Origin of the sequence: Pseudothauera lacus (genome assembly GCF_003034845.1) — a bacterium.
GTDB classification, from domain to species: Bacteria; Pseudomonadota; Gammaproteobacteria; order Burkholderiales; family Rhodocyclaceae; genus Pseudothauera; species Pseudothauera lacus.
The window spans coordinates 253,076-274,753 of sequence record NZ_PZKC01000002.1; the positions used below are offsets into that span (position 1 = coordinate 253,076).

Sequence of the window (21,678 nt, forward strand, 5' to 3'; positions counted from 1 at the left end):
ATCCACCATGCCCAAGGCCCAGGTCACCTTCGAAGACATCGGCGTCACCGTCACCGTGCCCGCCGGCACCCGCCTCATCGAGGTCTCGGAAAAGGTCGGCGCCGGTCTCACCTACGGCTGCCGCGAAGGCGAATGCGGCACCTGCATGATGAAGATCGTCTCCGGCAGCGAACACCTCGCCGCCCCCTCGGTGCTCGAAGACCAGGTGCTGAAGGACATCTATGCCGGCGCCTCGAATCGTCTGGCCTGTCAGGCGCAGGTGCTTGGCGGGCACGTCGTGGTGCGCCCCGGCTGAGCCGGAACGCACTTTTTCATCCATCCATCCATCTGCGGAGCTCGCAATGCCCAACGTCACATTCTCCAGCCCGATCCACAAGGACAAGACCGTCTATGCCGTGGCCGGTTCGCACACCCAGACCATCCTCAAGATCGCCAAGGACAACCATATCCCGATCGATTTCTCCTGTGAGGACGGCGAATGCGCCACCTGCATGGTCAAGGTCACCGTGCTGTCGAAGAAGGGCGCCATGGCCGGCCCGCTGACCGACAAGGAAGTTCTCGTCCTCAAGGAGCACAAGAAGATCAGCGCCGAGCAGATCGAAGCCATGCGCGTCGACGACGTCGTGCACACCCCCTGGCGGCTGGCCTGTCAGCTCATCCTGCGCGACGAAGACCTGCTGGTCGAATACTGATTCACCCGCATTGCGTCGCGCTGCATCCGGACGGCCCGGCGTTCTGCCGCAGTCCGGATGCAGCCAGGGCGCCTGCCGGGAGGCAGGCATCCGCGACGGCGCAGCCGCAACTGGAACGTCATGGGAGTCACCGCCATGCTTGCACCACTCACCCACCGCCCGTCTCCGGCCCGCGTGGCCCTGCACGCGCATCTCATGGCGCATGCCGCCGGCACTCCCAGTGACGAATTGCTTGCTCATCTGGTCGCCGGCTGGACGCTGGGCGAAGGCATGCTTCCCGCCGACCTCGGCCTTGGTGCGGAGCGCTTTGCCGCACTCATGGCCCGCCACTTCCCCGGCCTCACCTGGCGCCCCAGTGCCGACCTGGCGCCGCGCCCGGAACTGTTTCCGGAGTTCGACGACCTGCTGCGCTTCCTCGCCGCCGAGGCCGACCCCGCCGTTCCCGGTGCCGGCGATCTGGCGCTGATCGTCGCCACCGGCTGCATGGGCGCCGAGCACCTCTGGCAGGACCTCGGCCTGCCATCGCGGCGTGAGCTCTCGCAGCTCTTCGCGCTCGGCTTTCCCGCCCTCGCGCGTGCCAACGACCGCGACATGAAGTGGAAGAAGTTTCTCTATCGCGAGCTCTGCCAGCGTGACGGCATCTACGTCTGCAGCTCGCCCAGCTGCGAGGCCTGCAGCGACTTCAAGCTCTGCTTCGGCCCCGAGGTCTGAGTGAGCAACCGCTGCGCCGGGTCCGCGCCGGCCGACCTCGGGAGCGCCTGATGAGCGCCGACGACGGCCTGCCGCCAGACCCTGCGCGCGTCCTCGACCGCGCCTGCGGCGCCATGCTCGGTCTGGCCATCGGCGATGCGCTGGGTGCTACCGTCGAGTTCATGACCCCGCGCGAGATCGTCGCCCAGTACGGGGTGCACGACCGCATCCGCGGCGGTGGCTGGCTGCGCCTGCCCGCCGGCGAGGTGACCGACGACACCACCATGACTTTCGCCCTCGCCCAGGCCTGGCTCGGCGCTGCCGGCGCTCCGAGCGCAGCACAGTGCGCCGCCGCCTTCGACGCCTGGATGCGCGCCAAGCCGGTGGATATCGGCAACACCGTGCGCCGCGGCATCATCCGCTGGCGTCTGCACGGCAGCGTCGAGGCTCCGCTTTCCAGTGATGCCGGCAACGGCGGCGCCATGCGCTGCGCGGCCGTCGCGCTGGCCACCTTCGGTTGCGCGGACGAGGACATCGCCAGCGCGGCGCTCACCCAGGCCCGTGTCACCCACCACAACCCCCTCACCGACGCCGCCACCGTCGCCCTGGTGCGCATGGTGCACGCCGCACTCGCCGGCCGCGGCCTTGGCGGCGTACTCAACATCGCCCACGCCCTGGCCGACGAACATCCCGACTTCGCCTTCCGGGGCAAACGCTGTGACAACCCCACCGGCTACATCGTCGACACGATGTGCGCAGTCATGCAGGCCATCGATGACAACGACGGCTTCGCCGCGGTGCTCACCGACGTCGTCAACCGCGGCGGCGACGCCGACACCACCGGCGCCATCGCCGGCATGGTGATGGGCGCACTGGTGGGGGAGTCCGGCCTGCCGGTCGACTGGCGGCGGGCGGTGAAGGTGGAAGTACGGCGGGAAGCGGTGCGGCTGGCCTGCGGGCTGATCGAACTGGCGCCATATTGCATCGCAAATGCGTTGCACGAGGCGTCCGGCTATTAACCCGGCAATCAAATACCGTTCGGGCTGAGCCTGTCGAAGCCCAGTCGGCACGAACGCCCTTCGACAAGGCTCTCCTGAGCGTAGCCGAAGGGCTCAGGGCGAACGGAATAGGGTATTTCGTTGCCGGGTTAATAATAGCCGCAACCCTTCCTCCCTTGCGGGTCGCCCGGGAACTGCGTCGTTCCGCCGTCACCTCTTCTTTGGGCCTGTCGTGGCGGAATCTGGCAAGAAAGGGGAAATTTGGGTATATTTCCCCCAATCCTCTCGCGGAGCTGCGTACATGACTCAAGCCCACAAAACGGATGCGATCGACAGCCTGTCCCGCACCCCGGCTTCGGACGTCAAGCGCCTCGGCTGGCGCGGCGTAATGAAGGCGGTGGGCAGCAAGGGCAAGATCGTCGTCACCAACCACAACGAACCTGAAGCGGTGATCCTGTCGATCGCCGAGTACACCGCGCTGGCCAACGCACAGACGACACCCGACGATGCCCAGGCGCTGGAAGTGCTGCGCCGACGCTTCGACGAACGCCTCAGCGCCCTGCATACCGACGATGCCAGCGACCGGCTGCGTGCGCTGATCCGCAGCCCCGCCAAACTGCAAGGCAAGCTCAAGGCCGGCAGCGACTGCTGATGGCGCGTCCGGTCGTCTTCGTGCTGGCCGGCGTCAACGGTGCCGGCAAGAGCTCGGTCGGCGGCTACCTGCTGGCGCAGGCCGGTCTGAACTGGTTCAACCCCGACCAGTACGCCCGCGAATTGCGCGCTGCGACGAACTGCCCACAGACCCAGGCCAATGCGGATGCCTGGCAGGAGGGCATGCGCCGCCTCGACGAAGCCCTGGCCCGTGGGCAGGCATACGCTTTCGAGACCACCCTCGGCGGCAACACCGTTCCCGCACGCCTGCGGGCAGCGGCCGCAACCCATGACCTGATCGTCTGGTACTGCGGTCTGAGTTCGCCCGAACTGCATCTCGCCCGGGTCAGGGCGCGCGTTGCTGCAGGCGGTCACGACATTGCAGAAGCCCGTATCCGGGAACGCTGGAACACCTCGCGCGCCAACCTGATCGCGCTGATGCCCCACCTTGCCGGCCTGTGCGTCTTCGACAACAGTGCGGACGCCGCTGCCGACGGCACCATCCCCGATCCCGTCCGGGTGCTGGAGATGGGCGAGGGACGCATCCTGTGGCCGAGTACACCGGGTGATCTGCGTGCTACGCCGGAGTGGGCGAAACCGCTGCTTGAGGCCGCGTTCTTGATGAGTCACTTAGACGAGCCGACATGACCAGCTGGTGGTGACTGGAAGATCTTAGGAAATCGACAACTGTGTCATCAATGCATGGGCGAGGCCGACAGCCTGACCTCAAGCGCATGAAGCGGTTTGAGGGTTCTGTCATGCCAAGGCTTCGCGTCCGGCGGGATGGATAGGCGTCAGGCATGGCCAATGCGGGATATCGCCAGCGCTGAGAGCTGATCCTCAGTTGCTGCAAGGCGGCGGGGCAGTGCGCTGCGGTTGGAACGCACGGCCCCGTTCAGGAAGAGGCCGGTCTCAGGCCATTGCCGCCTTGCGCCGGCGCGCCACCGCGCCCAGTACGCCGAGGCCGGCGAGCATCATCGCGTAGGTGCCGGGTTCGGGTACCGCGGGAATCACATCCACGCCGCTGAAGTTGTAGGCCTGCAGGTAGGTGCCGTCAGTGTATCCACCTGAATTGAAGACGACCGTGTCGACGCCCAGGAAATCGAGATCTACGGTGACGGGCACGCCGAACTGCACCGAAAACTCAAGGAAGTAAACAGCGATGTTGCCGCGATAGCCAGTGGCAGTAGCGAAGTTGTCCCAGACTGGTTCGGTGGTCTCCCCCCAAGGGTTGAACTCAACCATTGTGGCGCTGAGAAGATCAAAGTGGCTGCCGTCGGCTGACCAGACGATCGTGTCCGCGTGGTAGAAGTCAGTACCCAGGGGCGTGGTGGCGTAGTTGCTCCAGAATGGCTCGTAGTATGGATGGACCCAGTTGGACTGGTAGCCATCACCCAGTTCGGTCACAGCATGGTGTGGGTAGCCTGAGGCGACGACGTCCCAGTCGCCTGGGGCGGGATTGGAGTAGATGACGTAAACATCGGAGGCCATGGCGCTGACAGGCGCGGCAGCGCAACTCAGGGCGACGGTGGCGGCGGTCAGCCAGTTCTTTGCTTTCATCGATTCTTCCGCGTGTTGTGGTTGACGTTGAAATGTGAAGGCAGGCTTGCAGGGATCTGAAGACCAGCTTGTGCTGCACAATGCCTGAGGCATTATCTTGTCTGATTAGGGGGCGCCTTGCAATTTGCATTTATCGAACGGGCCCGCCGCGGTGACGGACGGCGCTGCCGTCAAGCTGTGAAGGCAGGTCGCCCGACGCACCTCGGCAGGTGCGTCGCGAGCCGAGCGACAGGGGGTACCGTCTGACGATACTCACGCATAATCGGCTGTAAATAAGTTATGGATGCAATATCCTGCATGCATCTTCAATACGCAGCCCCGCCATCATGAGCACATCCGCCGATCTCGTTGCCGTTCTCAAGTCCGAATTGCGCGACGCCCGCATTACCTACGCCGAACTGGCCGGCCGCATTGGCCTTGCCGAATCCTCCGTGAAGCGCATGTTCGCCCGCGATGGCGACATGCCGCTGTCGCGCGTCGATGAAATCTGCCGCGTGCTCGGGCTGGATTTCGTCGACCTCGCCCGCCGCGTTGCCGACCGCCAGCCGCTGCTCGCCGAGCTGACGCTGGAGCAGGAGCAGGCGGTGGTGGCCGACCGCCGCCTGCTGCTGGTGGCGATCTGCTGCATGAGCCAGTGGAGCGCGGAACAGATCGTCGCCACCTACCGCATGGATGCGGCCGAATGCACCGGCCATCTGCTGCGCCTGGACCGACTCGGCATCATCGAACTGCGCCCGCTCAACCGCTACCGCCTGCGCGTGGCCAAGGGTTTCCGCTGGCGCGCAAACGGACCGGTGATGAGCTACTTCCGCACGGAGGTGCTGGATGACTACTTCGCCGGCGGCTTCGACGGTGAGGCGGAGATGCTCACCGTAGTACACGGGCAGATCGGTGCCGGGCTGGCGAACAGCTTTCGCGAGCGGCTGGCGCGGGTGGGGGAAGATTTTGCGCGCCAGCACATCGTGGATCAGAAGCTGCCTGCCACACAGCGGCGGCCCTACACGCTGGTGATCGCCATGCGGTCGTGGCTGATGGCGGCGTTTCGGGACATGAAACGTGAGGAAGTGGCGTGGCCGGATGCGTCTTAGGGCGGGTTCCTCCCCCTTCAAGGGGGAGGTTAGGAGGGGGATGGGTTTCGGTTCAGCGCTGAGATGGACCCATCCCCACCCCAGCCCGGGAGTCTCCGCTTCGCTCCGCCGCTCCGGCGGCGCAGAGCAGTGCTCTGCGAAACCCCGCCTCCGCCCCCTTGAAGGGGAGGGGGCGGGCCTTGCCTGTCTGAATCGAAGTCGAACTTCTTACGAATACCTACGAATCTGACCCGGAGCCCCATATGTTCCGCACCCTCATCAAATCCCTCCTGCGCGGCGTCGCCCGCGTGCTCTTCCGCGTGCGCCTCGAAGGCCGCATGCCGGCGCCCACCGGGCGACTGCTGGTCATCGCCAACCACGAGTCCTTTCTCGACGGCCTGCTGCTGGGCCTCTTCCTGCCGCTCAATCCGGTGTTCGTCGTGCATACCACGGTGGTGAAGAACTTCTGGTTCCGTCTGGTGCTGATGCTGGTTGACCACCTCGCGGTCGACCCCACCAGCCCGATGGCGATGAAGCGCGTCGTGCGCCTGATCGAATCCGGCCGCCCGGTGGTGATCTTCCCGGAAGGGCGCATCACCACCACCGGCAGCCTGATGAAGACCTACGACGGTCCGGCCTTCGTCGCCGCGCGCACCGGGGCGACGCTGCTGCCGGTGCGCATCGATGGCGCCGCGCGTACCTACTTCTCGCGCCTCGGCGGGCGCTATCCGCGCCATCTGCTGCCGCAGATCAGCCTCTTCATCCAGCCCACCACGCACATCGCCATGCCCGCTGCGCCTACCGCGCGTGAGCGCCGCCGCAAGGCGGGGGAGGCGATGCGCCGGGTGATGCAGGAAATGATCTTTGCCACCCGCCCGCAGCAGACCCTGTTCGAGGCCCTGCTCGACGCCGCCGCCATCCACGGCACCCAGCGCCGCCTGGTGGAGGACCTCAAGCAGCAGGAGTATTCCTACGGTGAGCTGCTGCGCATGGCGCTCGGCCTCGGCCGCCTGGTGTCGCGCCACACCCGGGTGGGGGAGAACGTCGGCGTGATGTTGCCCAATCTGGCGCCGACGCTGGCGCTGGTGTTCGGCCTCAGCGCGCAGCGCCGGGTGCCGGCGATGCTCAACTACACCGCCGGCGTCGATGGCCTGCAGGCCGCGTGCACCGCGGCGCAGATCCGTACCGTGCTGACTTCGCGTGCCTTCGTCGAACAGGCCAAGCTGGCGGGCAAGCTCGCCGCGCTGGAGGGTGTCGAACTGCTCTACCTGGAAGACCTTCGCGCAGCCATGACGCTGGCCGACAAGCTGTGGCTGGTGCTGTGGGCGGCGCGCTTCCCGCGGGCGGCCACCCACATCGGCCACGCCGAAGACCCGGCGGTGATCCTGTTCACCTCCGGCTCCGAGGGCAAGCCCAAGGGCGTGGTGCTCTCGCACCGTGCGCTGCTCGCCAACATTGCGCAGATCCGCGCGGTGGTGGATTTCTCCGTCGATGACAAGGTGCTCAATGCGCTGCCGCTGTTCCACTCCTTCGGCCTCACCGCCGGCGGTCTGCTGCCGGTACTGTGCGGCGCCAACGTCTTCCTCTACCCCAGCCCGCTGCACTACCGGGTGATCCCGGAGCTGGCCTACGACCGCGGCTGCACCGTGCTGTTCGGCACCTCGACCTTCCTCGGCAACTACGCCAAACACGCCCACCCCTACGACTTCCACCGCCTGCGCTACGTCATCGCCGGGGCCGAGAAGCTCGCCGAGCCGGTGCGCGAGCTGTGGTTCGACAAGTTCGGCATCCGCATCTTCGAAGGCTACGGCGCCACCGAAACTGCTCCGGTGATTGCGGTGAACACTCCGATGGCCTTCCGCCGCGGCACCGTCGGCCAGGTGCTGCCCGGTCTGCACGCCCGCCTGGAGGCGGTGCCGGGCATCGATGACAAGGGCGGGCACTGCGGCATGCTGCACGTGAGTGGCCCCAACCTGATGAGCGGCTATCTCAAGGTCGATCAGCCGGGCGTGCTGCAGGCGCCGGTCTCCGGCATGGGCGAAGGCTGGTACGAAACCGGCGACGTGGTGGAGATCGACGACGACGGCTTCGTGCGCATCGTCGGGCGGGTGAAGCGTTTCGCCAAGATTGCCGGCGAGATGGTCAGCCTGGAGGTGGTGGAGAAGATCGCCGCGGCGGCGTCGCCGGCCGGCCAGCATGCCGCCAGCAGCCGCGCGGATGCGGCCAAGGGTGAGGCACTGGTGCTGTTCACCACCGATGGCGCCCTGAGCCGCGACGCCTTGTTGGCTGCAGTGCAATCCGCCGGTGCGCCAGAACTTGCAGTGCCAAGGATCATCGTACGTCTGGATGCGCTGCCGCTGCTCGGCACCGGCAAGATCGACCATGTCACGCTCAAGCAACGTGCGGAGGCTGCCTGATGAACATCCGTGCCGGCAATTTCTCCCCCGCCCGCCGCCGCTGGCTGCGTGCCGGGCTGGCCGCCGGCACTCTGGTGGCGGGCGGCAGTGCGGCGATGCTGTTCGCCCAGCCCAGGCTCTTCAATCCCTGCCTGTCCGATCTGCCCGACGAGCTGGCGCATCACCCGCTGGTGGCCGCCGCGTGGGCGGAGCTGGACCCGGCCCTGGTGTGGGATTGCCATGCCCATCTGGCCGGCACCGGCGATGGCGGGCATGGCATCGAGATGTCGCCGGAGATGCTCAGCCCGCTCAATCCGCTGCAGTACCTGCAGCGTCTGTTCTACCTCAACGCCGGTTGTGTGCACGAGGCGCCGGGGCGGGTCGATGACAGCTATGTGGAGCGCCTGCACAACCTCAGCGCGGGCATGGCGCCGGGCTACAAGACCATGCTGTTCGCCTTTGACCGCGCCCATGCGGAGGATGGTACGCCCCTGCCCGAGCACAGCGCGCTATACGTGCCGGATGCCTATGCTCGCGATGTGGCGCGTGCGGCGCCCGAACGCTTCGAGTGGGTGTGCTCCATCCACCCCTGGCGTGCCGACGCGCTCGACGCGCTGGCGCAGGCCGCCGCCGAGGGCGCGCGGGCGGTGAAGTGGCTGCCGCCGGCGCAGGGCATCGACCCCGACACCCCGGCCTGCGAGCGCTACTACCGCAAGCTGGCCGAACTCGACCTGCCGCTGATCACCCATGTCGGCGAGGAGCGCGCGATGCACGGCGCCGGGCGGCCCGAGTGGGGCAACCCGCTGCGCCTGCGGCGCGCGCTCGACCAGGGCGTGCGGGTGGTGATGGCGCATTGCGCGACCATCGGCGAAGACGTTGACACCGATCAGGGCGAGGCCGGTCCGCGGGTGCCCAGCTTCACCCTGTTCGACCGCATGATGGGCGAAGAAAGGCACAAGAAGCTGCTCTTTGGCGACATTTCCGCCATCATCCTGCGCAACCGCCGCCTGGACGTGCTGCGCACCGTGATCGAGCGCAGCGACTGGCATCCGCGCCTGCTCTACGGCACCGACTACCCGCTGCCCGGCATCCTGCCGCTGATCTCGCCGGCCGCGCTGGCGCGCGCGCAGATGCTGGACGAATCGGCGGTGGCGGTGCTGGAGGCCATCCGCGCGCATAATCCGCTGCTGTTTACCTTCGTGCTCAAACGCCACCTGACGAGCAACGGCCGCCGCCTGCCGGCGACCGTGTTCGAGACCCGCCGCTTCTTCGACCGGACGACCGCATGAGCTCCCAGTTCAAACTGCTGCAGGAACGCCGCTTCCTGCCCTTCTTCCTGACCCAGTTCCTCGGCGCCTTCAACGACAACTTCTACAAGAACGCGCTGGTGGTGCTGGTCACCTTCCAGGCCGCGCGGCTTACGGACTTGTCGCCCGGCGTGCTGGTGAACATCGCCGCGGGGCTGTTCATCCTGCCCTTCTTCCTCTTCTCCGCCACCGCCGGGCAGTTTGCCGACAAGTTCGAGAAGAGCCGGCTGATCCGTTTCACCAAGCTGCTGGAAATCGCCATCATGGTGCTGGCCACGGTGGCCTTTGCGCTCTCCTCGGTCAAGCTGATGCTCGCCACCCTGTTCCTGATGGGCACCCAGTCGGCCATCTTCGGCCCGGTGAAGTACGCCATTCTCCCCCAGGTGCTGGACGAGACCGAACTGGTGGGCGGCAACGCGCTGGTGGAGTCGGGCACCTTCGTCGCCATCCTCCTCGGTACCCTCGTCGGTGGCCTGTTGATCGTGGTGCCGGCCGGCAGCGTGTGGGTGTCGGCCGGAGTGGTGGCCACCGCGCTGCTGGGCTATCTCGCCAGCCGTTCGATCCCGCCGGTGGCCGCCGCCGATCCGGCGATGAAGGTCGCCTGGAATCCGTTCGTCCAGACCTGGCAGATGGTCGGTTTCGCGCGCGAGAACCGCACGGTGTTCCTCTCCATCCTCGGCATCTCGTGGTTCTGGTTCTACGGCGCGGTGTTCCTGTCGCAGTTCCCCGGCTTCGCCTCCGAGGTGCTGGGCGGCGACGAGAAGGCGGTGACCCTGCTGCTGGCGGTGTTCTCGGTGGGCATCGCGATCGGCTCGCTGCTGTGCGAGCGCCTCTCCGGCAAGCATGTGGAGATCGGCCTGGTGCCCTTCGGCTCCATCGGCCTCACCGTCTTCGGCCTCGATCTGTGGTGGGCGAGCAGCGCGCTGGAGGCCGGTGCGGCGATGCGCCCGCTTTCCGAACTGCTGGCCGAGCCGGTGACCTGGCGCATCCTCTTCGATCTGGTGATGATCGCGCTGTGCGGCGGCTTCTACATCGTGCCGCTGTACGCCCTGGTGCAGAGCCGCTCCGCGCCCTCGCACCGCTCGCGCATCATCGCCGCCAACAACATCCTCAACGCCGCCTTCATGGTGGTGGCCGCGGCCATGGGTGCCGGGCTGCTCGCCGCCGGTGCCAGCGTCCAGCAGCTCTTCCTGATCACCGCGCTGCTCAACGCCGTGGTGGCGATCTACATCTACACCCTGGTGCCGGAGTTCCTGCTGCGCTTCATCGTCTGGCTGCTGGTGCACACCGTGTACCGCCTGCGTGTGCAAGGCATGGAGCATGTGCCGGAGGAAGGCGGCGCGGTGATCGTCGCCAACCACGTCAGCTTCGTCGATGCGCTGATCATCATGGCCGCCTCGCGCCGCCCGGTGCGCTTCGTCATGGACCACCGCATCTTCCGCTGGCCCATCCTGTCCTTCGTGTTCCGCACCAGCCGGGCGATTCCCATCGCCTCGGCAAAGGAAGACCCGGCAATGATGGAGCGCGCCTTCGACGAGGTCGCGCGCGCCCTGGAAGCCGGCGAGCTGGTCGGCATCTTCCCGGAAGGGCGGATCACCGACAGCGGCGAGCTCTACCCCTTCCGTCCCGGCATCGCGCGGATCGTCGAGCGCACCCCGGTACCCGTGGTGCCGCTGGCGCTGCGCGGCCTGTGGGGCAGCTTCTTCAGCCGCAAGGACGGCCCGGCGATGAGCCGCCCCTTCCGTCGCGGCGCCTTCAACCGCATCGAACTGGTCGCCGCGGCGCCGGTGCCCCCCGCAGCGGTGACGCCCGAAGGGCTGCAGGAACAGGTCGCCGCGCTGCGTGGCGAGCGGCGCTGAGCAGGGCGACTGGGGAAGCCCGGCAAGCAAATACCGCTTGCCATGAGAGAAGCAAGCCCTGCCCCAGGCGTTGCAGTTGAGTTGCCGCTGCCGACCCTAAAGAGCCGCTCAGGTTTTTTCAGCCAACGTCGGCAGTGCAGCGGTTGAAGCCGTTTGACAGCATGAATTGGTGGAGCGCTGATCGATGGCTTAATGTGTTCAAACGGTCATACGAACCGCCCACGTCATACCCGCGAATCGGCCCGAGTTGACGGCCAGGTTTTGCCGATTAGCGAGCAGCATGCGAAGGTGGCGTGGCGCCTCAATACCGAAGTCGTCTCCGGTGGCGCCAAGGTAGTTTGCTCTAACGTACCAATAACGGTACAGTTCAAATCATGAAGACCCCGATCCTGGACGTGCGTTTTTTCGCCACAGAAAGTGGTAACGAGCCTGTACGAGATTGGCTGAAAGCGCTACCTGCCTCCGAGCGCCGCAAGATTGGCGAAGACATCAAGACGGTGCAGTTCGGCTGGCCGCTCGGAATGCCATTGGTGCGCAAACTGGCAAAGGATCTATGGGAAGTCCGAATTCATCTCGCGGACAGGATTGCACGGGTGCTGTTTACTGTGGTCGGGCACACGATGATGTTGCTTCATGCCTTCATCAAGAAATCACAGGCCACACCAGCCGATGAACTGGAAGTGGGCAAGCGTCGTTTGCAACAACTCAGGAGTAGCGCATGAACACCCACATTGGCAGTAGTTTTGATGACTTCCTGGCTGAAGAAGCCGTGCTTGAGGAAACCACTGCTGTGGCTATCAAGCGTGTTGTGGCCTGGCAGATCGCGCAGGAAATGAAAGCGCAGCATCTGACCAAGACCGCTCTAGCCGCAAAGATGCACACGAGCCGGGCCGCACTCAATCGTCTGCTCGATGAGGCTGACACCAGCTTGACGCTGACAACGCTCTCCAGTGCGGCGAAGGCGCTTGGCAAAAACCTCCGCATCGAGTTGGCCTGACACGCGGTCCTTTGGACGGTGTACTCTGTCCAAGCCAAGCCCTGTGTCTGTGACATTCGCAAGATCCGGGTGGAGCGAGTGACAAGCCACAATCTGGATGACGGTCTGACGAGAGACGCCGCCATTTGGCCAGACAGGCACTGAGTGGCCAAATGGCTACCGCACTGCTGTCGCTAAGTCGGCGAAGCTGAGCTGCCGTTCAGGCCGAGGCTCTCGGCTTGACTATCTGGTAGCTTTCAAAGCGAACCCGCCACGGGATATCTGTTTGTCAGCAGGCAGCAATCAGGCTGTTCCTGATATTCAGTCGGCAAAGTCGAGTGGCAGCTCTTGGCCGAAGGCAGTCGGTCTACGCTGCATCGAAGGTGGGCGAGCGCCATGTTCTTTGACCGTCTAGCAACCGACCTGTGAGCTGTGCACTGCGCGCTGGCTGATGATCTGTCCAACAAACGCGTTCTCCCCAGAACTAGCCATCACCAGATACTTCCGCGCCCGCGTCATGCCCACGTAGATGATCCGTGCAGACTGCGCGCGCTCCTCCTCGCTGTCGTCCATCTGCCCGATGCCTATCATCACCACGCGCTCGAATTCCAGCCCCTTGCTGCTGTGGATGGTCATCAGCGCCATGCTGTCGGCTTCGCTGTCGTAGCTCATCTTGTGCTGCCGGGTGCCGAGCCACTGGTGGGGGATGCCTTCCTTCTGCAGGCGGCGGCTGAGTTTGGCGCCCTGGGCGTTGGTGGCGTAGAGGACGGCGATGTCCTTCATGGACACCTTGTTCGCGCGCCACTTGCGGATGCAGGCGACGGTGTATTCGAGCTCTTCGTCGAAGGAGCCGAGTTGCTTGACCACCGGGGGCGGGCCGCTGATGCCGGCGGCTTCGGGTTCGACCAGGGGGATGTGGTCTTCGTCGGTGGCCTGCGGGTTCAGGTACTGGCGGGCGAAGCTGTAGGCGAAGGCGAGGATCTCGCGGGTGTTGCGGTAGTTGAGGCGCAGGATGGTGGTGCGGCCCTGGGCCTGGATGCCGACGCTCGACAGGGTGAAGCCCAGGCCGGCCTTTTTCTTGTAGATGGACTGGGCGTCGTCGTAGAGCAGCAGCAGGGCGTTGGTTTCCGGATCGACCATCTGCACGACCAGCTTGAGCCAGTCTGCCTGCATGTCGTGGCCTTCGTCGATGAGCACGGCGCCGTACTGCGCGCGCGGGATGAGGCCGCGGTCGGCGGCGTGGATGACGGTTTCCACCTGGCGCTCGAAGAGCGGCGCGTCGCCGGGTTGGGGTTCGACGTTGTAGGTCTTGAGTTGCTGGCTGCACCAGTCGTGGAAGTGATAGACCTGCACCTGCGCACCGATGCCCTTGGCCGAGATGAAGGCGCGCAGGCGGGCGGCCAGGGTGATGTTGAAGCACAGCACCAGGATGGGTTTCTGCAGGGTTTGCGCCAGATACAGGCAGCGGTAGCCCAGGATCATGGTCTTGCCGGAGCCGGCCACGCCGTGGATCACGCGATGCCCTTCGCCCAGGCTGCGCGCGAGCTGTTCCTGCTGGATGTCCATGATGCGGATGACGTCGGGCAGGGGGTCTTCCGCCTTGGTGTCCGTTTGCAGCGGGTCGGCGAAGAGCTCGGTCTGTTCCGGCGCGTCGATGCGCAGTTCCGGGAAGAGGTGCCAGCGGATGCGGTCGATCTGCGGCAGGCTCAGCGGCTGGCCGAAGCGGTAGTTGAACATGTTCCACAGCCGCTGCTGGAATTCCTCTGCGTCCGTGCTGGCGCTGAACTCGCCCTTGTAGAGGGTCAGGTGGTCGGGCAGCAGGATTTCGCGGCCCTCATCCGGCATGGCGGCGGCGAACTGTTCGCGGCCGATGTTGGTGAGCACCACGCCCCAGCCGTAGGGCATGACCAGCTTGCCCTGGTAGGGGCCGGACTGATGGCAGAGCTGCGGGTCGCGCGACAGGCGCTCGATGACTGCGTAGGCGTACTGGCGGGCCTGCTCCAGCGGGTGGACCTCGATGACCTGGCCGCGCTCGGTGTGCAGCGTGACTTCGCTCTTGGTGATGCGCTTGAGGGTGGTCGGCTTCCAGTCCTTCACTTCCAGGAACAGCAGGCCGCGCGCGGGATGCAGGATGATGAAGTCGGGGTAGCGGCGATGCTTGCCGACCGGGATGTCGTACCAGACGAGGTAGTCGTCCTCCAGCAACTTCCCCAATGCCTCGGCAAGCCGTTTCTCACCCGACGTCATGCGGGCCAGGGTGTGGCGGTTGAGGCTGGGGATGATCTTCGCCATGTCAGGCTGTCGGCATGGTGGGTGCGGGCGGTGGGGCCTTGCGCGGCATGACCGCATGGTATGCCAAAAACCAGGTTCATGCGACGGCGCCGCTGTCCACGCCGGTCTCGTCGCGCAGACGCGGCAGATCCCAGCCCCGGCCGAGCAGGGTCATGCGGGTGTGCAGGTCGTCGCGGGTGGCCGGGGTGACTTGCGGGCCGAGGTAGCGGATGCGCTTGGCGCGGATGTCGAGGTAGCCGCAGGCCGCTCAGCGCCGCAGTGCGCCGCAATCGGCAGCCACCCAGCGTGCCTCGGTCTCGCCGCTGATCTGGCCTTCGGCAGAGCTCATCGTCATCTTCGAGGTAAACGCACGGCGCCCTTGCAGACGGGTTTCGAAGCTGCCCTGGGCGCGCGGTTCGGTGCAGCTGATGCGGCCCTTGATCGTGGTTGCGGTGCTCACTACGTCGCTATAGGTACAGTCGCCCTCGGTCTGGCCGGAAAGCACGGCCTCGGATCTGGCGTCCTCGGGGGTGATGCACACCCGGATGGCGCCGCCGGGGCCAAGCCCCATCCCCATCGCTGCCATCTGCTCCTGCAGCATCGCCCGCGCCTCCGGCGGCAGGCTGTCGAGCTGGCGCTGCATCTCAGCCATCTGCGCCGCCATGTCGCCCATGCCCGGCATGTTCATCTTCGACTTGAATTCCCACAGGCCGGGGTCGACCTCCTGAGCCGTGGCCAGAGGCGGGAGGGCAAGCAGGGAAATGCCGAGCAGCAGCGCAGGAGCCTTCATGGGATCTCTCCAGTGATGGGGGAGCCGCCGTGCCGCAGGTGCGGGCAGCGGGGTCGATGTGGGGTCATGGTATGGACACTGCCGCCATCCATGCAAGGCCCCGTGTCCCCGGTCAGGCCGAAATTCGCCCCAGGCCGGCAAAGAACGGCTCGCCGCCGTCGCCGTCCATGCGCATGAAGAACTGCGCGTTGTTATGGGCGATGCGCTCACGCACCAGGGCCGCCTGCGCCGCCGGGTTGCCCTGCAGGCGCTCGTAAGCACCGACGAACTCGTCGTAACCCGTCACCGCACGCTGCAACTGATGCGCGGCGGACAGTTCGGCAAAGCGGTCGCGCAAGGCCGGTGTGTCCTGGAACAACTGCTCGATGCGCGCCTTGTCGGGGTGTTCGTTGGCGACCACCACCTTGCCCATGCGATCCATGCCCAGCACCGGCTCCGGCGGGATGGCGATGCCCGCGGCGCGGAACTGTCTGCCTGCCTCGGCGGCAAATTCCGCCGTCGCGCGCGGCAATTCCGCCCCCTGCAGCAGGCGCAGCGGCGGCAACTCGATGGGCGCGGTGGCGGGGGCAGAGGCGTCCTGAACAGTCTCGTTCCCTGTGCTGGCGTGGCTCGCGGCGGGCTTGGACGGCGGAACGTAAAGGCTGGACAGGGCACTGATCTGCATGATGGCGGCCTCGGGAGATGCCCGGGTGTCGCAGGGATCATGCCAGCGCGCTCCGGGTCGTTCCCCGGGCCGGAGCGCGCCTCAGCCCGGGCGGCTGTGTGCGCGGCAGCTGCTGGGGAGGAACTCGGCTGGAACGTCGGTCTTGTTGTCACCGACCGCGGACATGCCGCTGACCGGCTCGTCGTAGCCGCACAGCCAGGAAATGGGGCTGCTCGGGCTGCCGTCCACCGTAGCCGGGCGGAAGCTGAGGATCTTGCCCTGCAGGGGGACGGGAACCTTGTTGCCGAGGGTGACATGCACCGCCCCGCCCTCGACGGCGATGCCGGTCACCCGGTTGCCGATCAGCTGCTCCGGCCGCGGCAACCCGGCCTGCAGGTTGTCCGCCGGAAAGGCGAGTTGTTCGCGCTGGTAGTGGGTGACCCGGGCGCGGGCCTCCTCGCCCAGGGAGAGGGCTTCGACGACCTCGGCGCGGCGCATGTACTGCTGATAGTTGGGCAGGGCGATGGAGGCGAGGATGCCGATGATGGAGACGACGACCATCAGTTCGATCAGGGTGAAGCCTGCGGAGCGGTTCATACCAGGGACTCCATGATGAAGAGCGGGGCATAGGCGCTGCTGACATAGAAGGAGATGGTCAGCAGGATGATCACGGCGGCAGCGGCGAGCAGTACGTTGAGGTAGCGCTGGGCGCCCTGGGCAAAGCCGGTCCACTGGTGCTGGATCATGCGCGGGAGTTCGTCGGCGAGGTCGATACCCTCGCCCGCGAGCGCATCCAGGCGGCTCGCCAGCGGGTTGTCCGCAGGGCTGAGGCTGACCGGGTAGGTGGCGAGATGGACGATATTGGCGTAGCGCCGCCGGATGAACGGCGGCAGCACCCGGATCAGCCCGCTGCCGGGATCGGAGAGGTCGAGTGTGCAGCAGCGGTGCAGGGTGTAGAGGGTGAGACCGGCAATGGGCGCAATCGCCACCGTCAGCAACAGCGGCAGCGTGGGCAGGCCGAAGGCGCCGTATCCCGGTGGCGTGGCGCCAAGGTCGGTAAACAGGGGAGCGATGCTGGGCATCACGTACAGCGCGTACACCGAAGTCATCCCCCCGAAGACCAGGCTCAGGATGATCAGGTAGGCGACCGAGCGCAGCACCTTGCGCGGCAGGGGCGCGGCGCCGGTGAAATCCATCTGCGCATAGAGTGCGATGGCACGGTTGCGCTGTTCATCCGGCAAGGCCGCGAGGCGCGCCATGATCCGCTCGGGCAGCGCCTTGGGCGACGGCGGCGGACCGATCAGGTCGGCGTCCTGATCGGAACGGAAGTAGCGCAGGGTGTCGGCGAAGTCGGCCTGCGGGGCGCGCAACTGGCGGCGGCAGGCGAAATGGAAGCGGTCCCAGGTCATCTGACGGGTCCTGGCAGTGGTGACGGTTCAGCTGTATAGCATATGCCCGCGGAGCGTGCTCGCCCGCGCGGCGTCGACGCAGGCTTGCCGGCCTAGCGGGGCAGCGCATCGGGCTGGGCAAGGACGTAGTCGGCACCGTAGATCTCGCATAGCTGCAGGAGATCCTGACTCTGCGGAAGGACGATGCGCCCCTGGCGGTCCAGGAATGTGCAGGTGGTATCGTCATCGGCGTCAGCACGTATCGACATCCCGACAATGACGCGGTACTCCATCTCCGACTCCTCTACGGGCTCGAAAGCGGAGTGCGGGCGGAAGACATGATGCTCCCATGAACAGCAGCTTGAGCGTCCGGACTCGACAAGATGGCCGTCGATGTAGGCGAGTCGGGCGTAGCCGCCGGAGAAGAACAGGAACATGTCTGCCCGGTCCCGGTTGAGCCGGTATATCGAACCTTCGCAGTTCGGACCCGCTCCGCACATCCCGCGCAACTCCATCTCGTGCTCCCCGTCGCCGTCCACGTCGAGCAGTGCAGCGCCGCCCAGCGGGGCCTCAGCGGTGTCCTGGCCGATCTCCAGCACGCGCCGGTATGGCTCCAGGGCGCTGCCACGGTAGTGCACGGAAATGGTCCGCGTGCTGTCGCCGTCACAGTGCCCGACCGCCAGCAGCATCTCCGAGCCATCGGCATTCCTTGCGGTGCTTGTGTCCACAGCACACTGCGCTGACGCGGGCGGGTGGAAGAGGGCGAGTCCAAGGCTGAGGATTCCTGCGCAAATTCGCATTGTGAGGATTGACTCCGTGTCAGATGGTTTGCGGGCCGCCGCGGGCTGTTGGCGCTCGCCCGGACAGTCAGCCATCGCTGCTGCCCAAGAGCAGCAGGGCCAACCCGGCCAGTTGCAGCAAGAAGGGGTTCTTTGCAGCATCCCAGTGGAGCACCAGGAAGAGCAGTGACAGCGGCGCAAGCAGCAAGCAGCCGAGTCCCCACCAGATGTTCGTCCTGAATGCGGCGATCAATATGCCGAGGCCGCCGATGAAGAAAACACCAACGCCGAGAATGGTCAGAGCGTTCATCAGGTCCTTCAGTGGTCCCGCGCTTGAGATGAGGAGGGGTGGCTGGCGAGGCGTCCAGTCAGGTGCTGCGGGCACTGCCGGTGATGCCTGGTTGGTATGCCGGATACTCAGTTGCGCCACGCATTCTGCATGAAGGAGGCTTGCCCTCGCAATGCGCCGATCAGTGTCCGATGGACTTCGAGAAGACGTTGATGACGATGACGCCGGTGATGATGAAGCCGAGACCGATGAGGGCGGCGAGGTCGAGGGTCTGACGGAAGATGAGCCAGCCGATGGTGGAGATGAGGACGATGCCGAGGCCGCTCCAGATCGCGTAGGCGATGCCGACCGGGATGGTGCGCAGGGCGAGGGAGAGGAAGTAGAAGGAGCCGAGGTAGCACACCGCCATGGCGAGGGTGGGGGCAAGGCGGGTGAACTGTTCGGACTTGTGCAGGAAGGAGGTGCCGATCACCTCCAGGACGATGGCAGCGCCGAGAACGCCGTAGGCCGGCAGGAGGGGATGCATGACGGGAGTCCTCGCTGGTGGAAGCGGGGCAGTTTAGCGCCTCGCGCCTGCACTGCTATTGCCGGTGTTTCACAGCGGCCAGACGCAGACGCGGTTGCGGCCCTGGCCCTTGGCTTCGTAGAGGGCTTCGTCGGCGTGGCGGAGCAGGCGGGCGGCGTTGTCGCCGTCGAGCATCGCGAGGCCGATGCTGGTGGTCACGCGGATGGCGCCGGCGTTGCTGATCGCCGGGGTCTGCGCAAGGGTGGTGCGCAGGCGTTCGGCCAGGGCGAGGGCGCCGTCGGCGTCGACGCCGCGCAGCAGGATGGCGAACTCTTCGCCGCCGAGGCGGCCGGCGCTGTCGTGGTGGCGCAGTTCGTGGCGGATGACCTGGGCGACATGCTGGAGCACGAAGTCGCCGATGGCGTGGCCGTAGGTGTCGTTGACGCGCTTGAAGTGGTCGATGTCGAGCATCAGCAGGGCGCTGCTGCGCCCGCGGTGGTGATGGCTGTCGGCGATGACGGCGTCGAGGCCGGCCATGAAGCTGCGCCGGTTGGGCAGGCCGGTGAGGGCGTCGGTGGCCGCGAGGGTGGCGAGGTGGGCTTCGTGCTGTTTGCGCTCGGTGATGTCGCGCAGCAGCCAGACGTGGCCGAGCGCGGTGCCGTTGCGTTCGATGGTGAGCCAGTCGATCTCCAGTTCGCGCCCGTTGCTGTGGCGGATCTCCACGCTGCGGCGTTTTTCGGCGCCCTTGCCGTCGGCGCTCAGCTGCAGCCAGGTGCTGCGGCTGTCGCCGCCGAGACGCGCGCTGAAGGCGCGGTGGTCGAGGCCGACGAGGGTTTCCGGGGTGTCGGGGAGGTCGAGCAGCTCGCACAGGCGCTGGTTGGCCATGGCGACGACACCACTGGCGTCTTCCATCAGCACGCCGCCGGGGAAGCGTTCGATGAGGGCGGTGAGGCGCAGGCGTTCGGTGGCGAGGGCGGCCTCTGCGTGGTGCTTCTCGGAGATGTCGACCAGGGTCCACACGATCTCGCTGGCGGGGCTGTCGGGATCACGCAGCACGGCGTGGAGATCGAACCAGCGCTGGCTGCCGTGAACATCTACCAGGGGGTACTCGAAGCGCACACTGCCGTTGGCGTAGAGGCTGCGGTAGTGCTGCAGCATGGTCCCGTAGTGGGCGTCGCTGAGGTGCAGGCGGCGCATGTCGAGGGCGGCGGCGTCCTCGCCGGGGCGCAGGAAGATCTCGCGGGCGCGCTGGTTGACTTCAAGTACCTTGCGGTCGCGGCTGACCACGGCGATGGCCGCTGCGCTCTGGTCGAGCAGGGCGCGGCGCAGTTGGGTTTCGGCGACCCGTGCGCTGACGTCGAGGAGGGTGCCGACCATGCGCAGCACGCTGCCGTCGGGACGGCGCTGCATGGCGCGGCCGCGGTCAAGTACCCAGATCTGGCTGCCGTCGCAGCGCTGCATGCGGTACTCGGCTTCGTACTGGTCAACGGCGCCGTCGATGTGGGCCTGCAGGAGGGCGCGCACGCGCGGGAAGTCGTCGGGATGGACGTGCCGGACCCAGGTTTCGAGGTTGGGCGGCGGGGCGTCGCGGTAGGCGAGCATGTCGGCCCAGCGCTGGTTGAAGCGGCAGGCGTTGGTGACGCAGTCCCAGTCCCAGGTGCCGAGGTTGCCGCCGCGCAGGGCGAGGTCGAGGCGCTCGCTGGTGGTGGAGAGGACGGCGGCCTGACGCACCTGCACCAGCCACAACCAGGTGATGGCGCCTGCGGCGAGGAGCAGCAGGGCGCTGCCGATGAGGCTTTGCTGGCGCCCGTCCTGCAGGGCGCTGCGCACCGGGCCGAGGGCGCGTTCGCGGTCGAGGCCGAGGCTGACCACTACCGGGTAGTCGGCAACGCGATGCCAGGCGTAGTGGCGCTCGGTCTCGTCGATGCTGGCGCGTGCTTCGTAGAAGCCGGAGCGCGCGGCGGGATCGACGACGAAGGGGCGCGAGGGCGGCACGGCGCTGCCGAGTACCTGGGCGAGGAGGTGCGAGCGTGCGAGATAGGCGCCGTCGTCACGAACGACAAAGGCGACGTCGCCGCTGCCGGGGAAGATGTCGCGCAGTGCTGCGGAGAGGTAGTGCGCGGACATTGACAGCACGATGACGCCGCAGAAATCGCCCGAATCGTGCAGCGGGCGGGAGAACTGCACCGTCCATTGCTGCGAGATGCGTCCGAACACCGGCTGGCTGATGAACAGCCGCGGCGGGGCGCCGTCGAGGTGGGCGCGGAAGTGCTCGCGGTCGGCAATGCTGATGCGCATCGGCGCGCCATTGGCCGGCGGCTCGGTGGCGAGGTTGGAATAGACGATCTGGCCGTCGCGGTCGGCAATGGCGACCTGCACCAGCGCACCGTCGGGCAGGGCCGTGCGCGCGACCGCGATGGCATGCGCGAAGCCGTGGCTGTCGGGTTCCAGCCAGTGTTCGCCGAGATGGCGGGCGAGGTAGTCGAGCTTGTGGAACTGGGTGCCGGTCTGCAGCGCCAGTGCATGGGCGGCCTGAGCGGCGCGCAGGCGGGTCTGGGCCTCGGCGTTGGCGAGCTGGCCGAGCTGGGACTGGTGGAGGAGTGCCCAGTACAGCGCCATGCCGAGCAGCAGCGCTACCCAGGCAAGGGCAACCTGCAGCAGTGCCTTGCGCGTGCTGCTGCCGGAGTGGGCGGGGTGAGATTCAGGGGCTGCGAGCGGCAAGGAAGCGGGGTGCGGAGGATGTAGTCGTATTTACGACGAATGATAGTGCAACTCGCCTACCTGATGTCGCCTGCAGGGCGCTCTGTTGAGGCCGTA

22 protein-coding genes are annotated in these 21,678 nt (G+C 66.5%); 12 read left to right on the forward strand and 10 right to left on the reverse strand.

Annotation, left to right across the window (positions count from 1 at the left end; all coding sequences use genetic code 11):
* Positions 1-7 precede the first annotated feature (7 nt).
* The 6 genes from C8261_RS03150 to C8261_RS03175 all read left to right on the forward strand — a co-directional run bounded on the left by C8261_RS03150 (position 8) and on the right by C8261_RS03175 (position 3,679).
* Positions 8-295, forward strand: a complete 288-nt coding sequence (locus C8261_RS03150) for a 2Fe-2S iron-sulfur cluster-binding protein (RefSeq protein WP_107492207.1) — start codon at positions 8-10, stop codon at positions 293-295.
* 46 nt (positions 296-341) lie between these two features.
* The gene (locus tag C8261_RS03155) at positions 342-692 is read left to right on the forward strand and encodes a 2Fe-2S iron-sulfur cluster-binding protein (RefSeq protein ID WP_107492208.1); all 351 of its coding nucleotides are present in this window, start codon (positions 342-344) and stop codon (positions 690-692) included.
* 135 nt (positions 693-827) lie between these two features.
* Complete coding sequence (locus C8261_RS03160) at positions 828-1,403, forward strand: nitrogen fixation protein NifQ (protein ID WP_181358828.1); 576 nt, start codon at positions 828-830, stop codon at positions 1,401-1,403.
* 50 nt (positions 1,404-1,453) lie between these two features.
* Positions 1,454-2,401 carry an ADP-ribosylglycohydrolase family protein gene (locus C8261_RS03165; RefSeq protein ID WP_107492210.1) on the forward strand — a complete coding sequence of 316 codons (948 nt, stop codon included), beginning with the start codon at positions 1,454-1,456 and terminating at the stop codon, positions 2,399-2,401.
* 280 nt (positions 2,402-2,681) lie between these two features.
* On the forward strand, positions 2,682-3,032 hold the full coding sequence (locus C8261_RS03170; protein WP_107492211.1) for a type II toxin-antitoxin system prevent-host-death family antitoxin: 351 nt from the start codon (positions 2,682-2,684) through the stop codon (positions 3,030-3,032).
* The gene (locus C8261_RS03175) at positions 3,032-3,679 is read left to right on the forward strand and encodes an AAA family ATPase (RefSeq protein WP_107492212.1); all 648 of its coding nucleotides are present in this window, start codon (positions 3,032-3,034) and stop codon (positions 3,677-3,679) included. Before C8261_RS03170 ends, C8261_RS03175 begins: the two co-directional genes overlap by 1 nt.
* Positions 3,680-3,943: 264 nt before the next feature.
* On the opposite strand, the gene C8261_RS17440 is transcribed toward C8261_RS03175, so the two are convergent.
* Entirely contained in the window at positions 3,944-4,591 is a 648-nt protein-coding gene (locus tag C8261_RS17440) for a PEP-CTERM sorting domain-containing protein (RefSeq protein ID WP_219905122.1), read from the reverse strand.
* A gap of 326 nt (positions 4,592-4,917) precedes the next feature.
* Here C8261_RS17440 and C8261_RS03185 point away from each other — a divergent pair, with 326 nt between their 5' ends.
* From C8261_RS03185 to C8261_RS03210, 6 genes are all read left to right on the forward strand, one after another.
* Positions 4,918-5,679 (forward strand): helix-turn-helix domain-containing protein, encoded by a 762-nt coding sequence (locus C8261_RS03185; RefSeq protein ID WP_107492213.1) that lies wholly within the window; start codon positions 4,918-4,920, stop codon positions 5,677-5,679.
* Between the two features lie 242 nt (positions 5,680-5,921).
* Entirely contained in the window at positions 5,922-8,075 is a 2,154-nt protein-coding gene (gene aas / locus C8261_RS03190) for a bifunctional acyl-ACP--phospholipid O-acyltransferase/long-chain-fatty-acid--ACP ligase (RefSeq protein ID WP_107492214.1), read from the forward strand.
* The gene (locus tag C8261_RS03195) at positions 8,075-9,343 is read left to right on the forward strand and encodes an amidohydrolase family protein (RefSeq protein ID WP_107492215.1); all 1,269 of its coding nucleotides are present in this window, start codon (positions 8,075-8,077) and stop codon (positions 9,341-9,343) included. Before aas ends, C8261_RS03195 begins: the two co-directional genes overlap by 1 nt.
* Positions 9,340-11,220, forward strand: coding sequence for an MFS transporter (locus C8261_RS03200; protein WP_107492216.1), 1,881 nt, complete (start codon positions 9,340-9,342; stop codon positions 11,218-11,220). The genes C8261_RS03195 and C8261_RS03200 overlap by 4 nt, the downstream gene beginning before the upstream one ends.
* Before the next feature lie 374 nt (positions 11,221-11,594).
* Complete coding sequence (locus tag C8261_RS03205) at positions 11,595-11,942, forward strand: type II toxin-antitoxin system RelE/ParE family toxin (RefSeq protein WP_107492217.1); 348 nt, start codon at positions 11,595-11,597, stop codon at positions 11,940-11,942.
* On the forward strand, positions 11,939-12,217 hold the full coding sequence (locus C8261_RS03210; RefSeq protein ID WP_107492218.1) for an XRE family transcriptional regulator: 279 nt from the start codon (positions 11,939-11,941) through the stop codon (positions 12,215-12,217). Before C8261_RS03205 ends, C8261_RS03210 begins: the two co-directional genes overlap by 4 nt.
* Before the next feature lie 390 nt (positions 12,218-12,607).
* Here C8261_RS03210 and C8261_RS03215 read toward each other — a convergent pair whose 3' ends face one another.
* From C8261_RS03215 to C8261_RS03255, 9 genes are all read right to left on the reverse strand, one after another.
* On the reverse strand, positions 12,608-14,488 hold the full coding sequence (locus tag C8261_RS03215; RefSeq protein ID WP_107492219.1) for a 3'-5' exonuclease: 1,881 nt from the start codon (positions 14,486-14,488) through the stop codon (positions 12,608-12,610).
* A gap of 247 nt (positions 14,489-14,735) precedes the next feature.
* The gene (locus tag C8261_RS03220) at positions 14,736-15,257 is read right to left on the reverse strand and encodes a DUF3617 domain-containing protein (RefSeq protein ID WP_107492220.1); all 522 of its coding nucleotides are present in this window, start codon (positions 15,255-15,257) and stop codon (positions 14,736-14,738) included.
* Between the two features lie 112 nt (positions 15,258-15,369).
* Positions 15,370-15,921, reverse strand: a complete 552-nt coding sequence (locus C8261_RS03225) for a hypothetical protein (protein WP_107492221.1) — start codon at positions 15,919-15,921, stop codon at positions 15,370-15,372.
* A gap of 81 nt (positions 15,922-16,002) precedes the next feature.
* Complete coding sequence (locus C8261_RS03230; RefSeq protein WP_107492222.1) at positions 16,003-16,497, reverse strand: pilin; 495 nt, start codon at positions 16,495-16,497, stop codon at positions 16,003-16,005.
* Positions 16,494-17,309: a hypothetical protein gene (locus C8261_RS03235; RefSeq protein ID WP_107492223.1), complete on the reverse strand. Its 816-nt coding sequence runs from the start codon at positions 17,307-17,309 to the stop codon at positions 16,494-16,496. The genes C8261_RS03230 and C8261_RS03235 overlap by 4 nt, the downstream gene beginning before the upstream one ends.
* A gap of 92 nt (positions 17,310-17,401) precedes the next feature.
* On the reverse strand, positions 17,402-18,016 hold the full coding sequence (locus C8261_RS03240; protein WP_146161636.1) for a hypothetical protein: 615 nt from the start codon (positions 18,014-18,016) through the stop codon (positions 17,402-17,404).
* A gap of 139 nt (positions 18,017-18,155) precedes the next feature.
* Entirely contained in the window at positions 18,156-18,377 is a 222-nt protein-coding gene (locus tag C8261_RS03245; RefSeq protein WP_107492225.1) for a hypothetical protein, read from the reverse strand.
* Between the two features lie 160 nt (positions 18,378-18,537).
* On the reverse strand, positions 18,538-18,882 hold the full coding sequence (locus tag C8261_RS03250) for a DMT family transporter (RefSeq protein ID WP_107492226.1): 345 nt from the start codon (positions 18,880-18,882) through the stop codon (positions 18,538-18,540).
* 69 nt (positions 18,883-18,951) lie between these two features.
* A complete protein-coding gene (locus tag C8261_RS03255; protein WP_107492227.1) occupies positions 18,952-21,582 on the reverse strand; it encodes a diguanylate cyclase in 2,631 nt (876 codons plus the stop codon).
* Between the last annotated feature and the right edge of the window lie 96 nt (positions 21,583-21,678).

What these genes read in the sequence shown, in the direction of transcription:
- C8261_RS03250 (WP_107492226.1), bottom strand. Translation starts at nt 18,882, where the DNA reads ATGCATCCCCTCCTGCCGGCCTACGGCGTTCTCGGCGCTGCCATCGTC.
- C8261_RS03185 (WP_107492213.1), top strand. Translation starts at nt 4,918, where the DNA reads ATGAGCACATCCGCCGATCTCGTTGCCGTTCTCAAGTCCGAATTGCGC.
- C8261_RS03210 (WP_107492218.1), top strand. Translation starts at nt 11,939, where the DNA reads ATGAACACCCACATTGGCAGTAGTTTTGATGACTTCCTGGCTGAAGAA.
- C8261_RS03165 (WP_107492210.1), top strand. Translation starts at nt 1,454, where the DNA reads ATGAGCGCCGACGACGGCCTGCCGCCAGACCCTGCGCGCGTCCTCGAC.
- C8261_RS03230 (WP_107492222.1), bottom strand. Translation starts at nt 16,497, where the DNA reads ATGAACCGCTCCGCAGGCTTCACCCTGATCGAACTGATGGTCGTCGTC.
- C8261_RS03195 (WP_107492215.1), top strand. Translation starts at nt 8,075, where the DNA reads ATGAACATCCGTGCCGGCAATTTCTCCCCCGCCCGCCGCCGCTGGCTG.
- C8261_RS03205 (WP_107492217.1), top strand. Translation starts at nt 11,595, where the DNA reads ATGAAGACCCCGATCCTGGACGTGCGTTTTTTCGCCACAGAAAGTGGT.
- aas (WP_107492214.1), top strand. Translation starts at nt 5,922, where the DNA reads ATGTTCCGCACCCTCATCAAATCCCTCCTGCGCGGCGTCGCCCGCGTG.
- C8261_RS03235 (WP_107492223.1), bottom strand. Translation starts at nt 17,309, where the DNA reads ATGACCTGGGACCGCTTCCATTTCGCCTGCCGCCGCCAGTTGCGCGCC.
- C8261_RS03175 (WP_107492212.1), top strand. Translation starts at nt 3,032, where the DNA reads ATGGCGCGTCCGGTCGTCTTCGTGCTGGCCGGCGTCAACGGTGCCGGC.
- C8261_RS03200 (WP_107492216.1), top strand. Translation starts at nt 9,340, where the DNA reads ATGAGCTCCCAGTTCAAACTGCTGCAGGAACGCCGCTTCCTGCCCTTC.
- C8261_RS03170 (WP_107492211.1), top strand. Translation starts at nt 2,682, where the DNA reads ATGACTCAAGCCCACAAAACGGATGCGATCGACAGCCTGTCCCGCACC.
- C8261_RS03225 (WP_107492221.1), bottom strand. Translation starts at nt 15,921, where the DNA reads ATGCAGATCAGTGCCCTGTCCAGCCTTTACGTTCCGCCGTCCAAGCCC.
- C8261_RS03160 (WP_181358828.1), top strand. Translation starts at nt 828, where the DNA reads ATGCTTGCACCACTCACCCACCGCCCGTCTCCGGCCCGCGTGGCCCTG.
- C8261_RS17440 (WP_219905122.1), bottom strand. Translation starts at nt 4,591, where the DNA reads ATGAAAGCAAAGAACTGGCTGACCGCCGCCACCGTCGCCCTGAGTTGC.
- C8261_RS03150 (WP_107492207.1), top strand. Translation starts at nt 8, where the DNA reads ATGCCCAAGGCCCAGGTCACCTTCGAAGACATCGGCGTCACCGTCACC.
- C8261_RS03220 (WP_107492220.1), bottom strand. Translation starts at nt 15,257, where the DNA reads ATGAAGGCTCCTGCGCTGCTGCTCGGCATTTCCCTGCTTGCCCTCCCG.
- C8261_RS03245 (WP_107492225.1), bottom strand. Translation starts at nt 18,377, where the DNA reads ATGAACGCTCTGACCATTCTCGGCGTTGGTGTTTTCTTCATCGGCGGC.
- C8261_RS03215 (WP_107492219.1), bottom strand. Translation starts at nt 14,488, where the DNA reads ATGGCGAAGATCATCCCCAGCCTCAACCGCCACACCCTGGCCCGCATG.
- C8261_RS03155 (WP_107492208.1), top strand. Translation starts at nt 342, where the DNA reads ATGCCCAACGTCACATTCTCCAGCCCGATCCACAAGGACAAGACCGTC.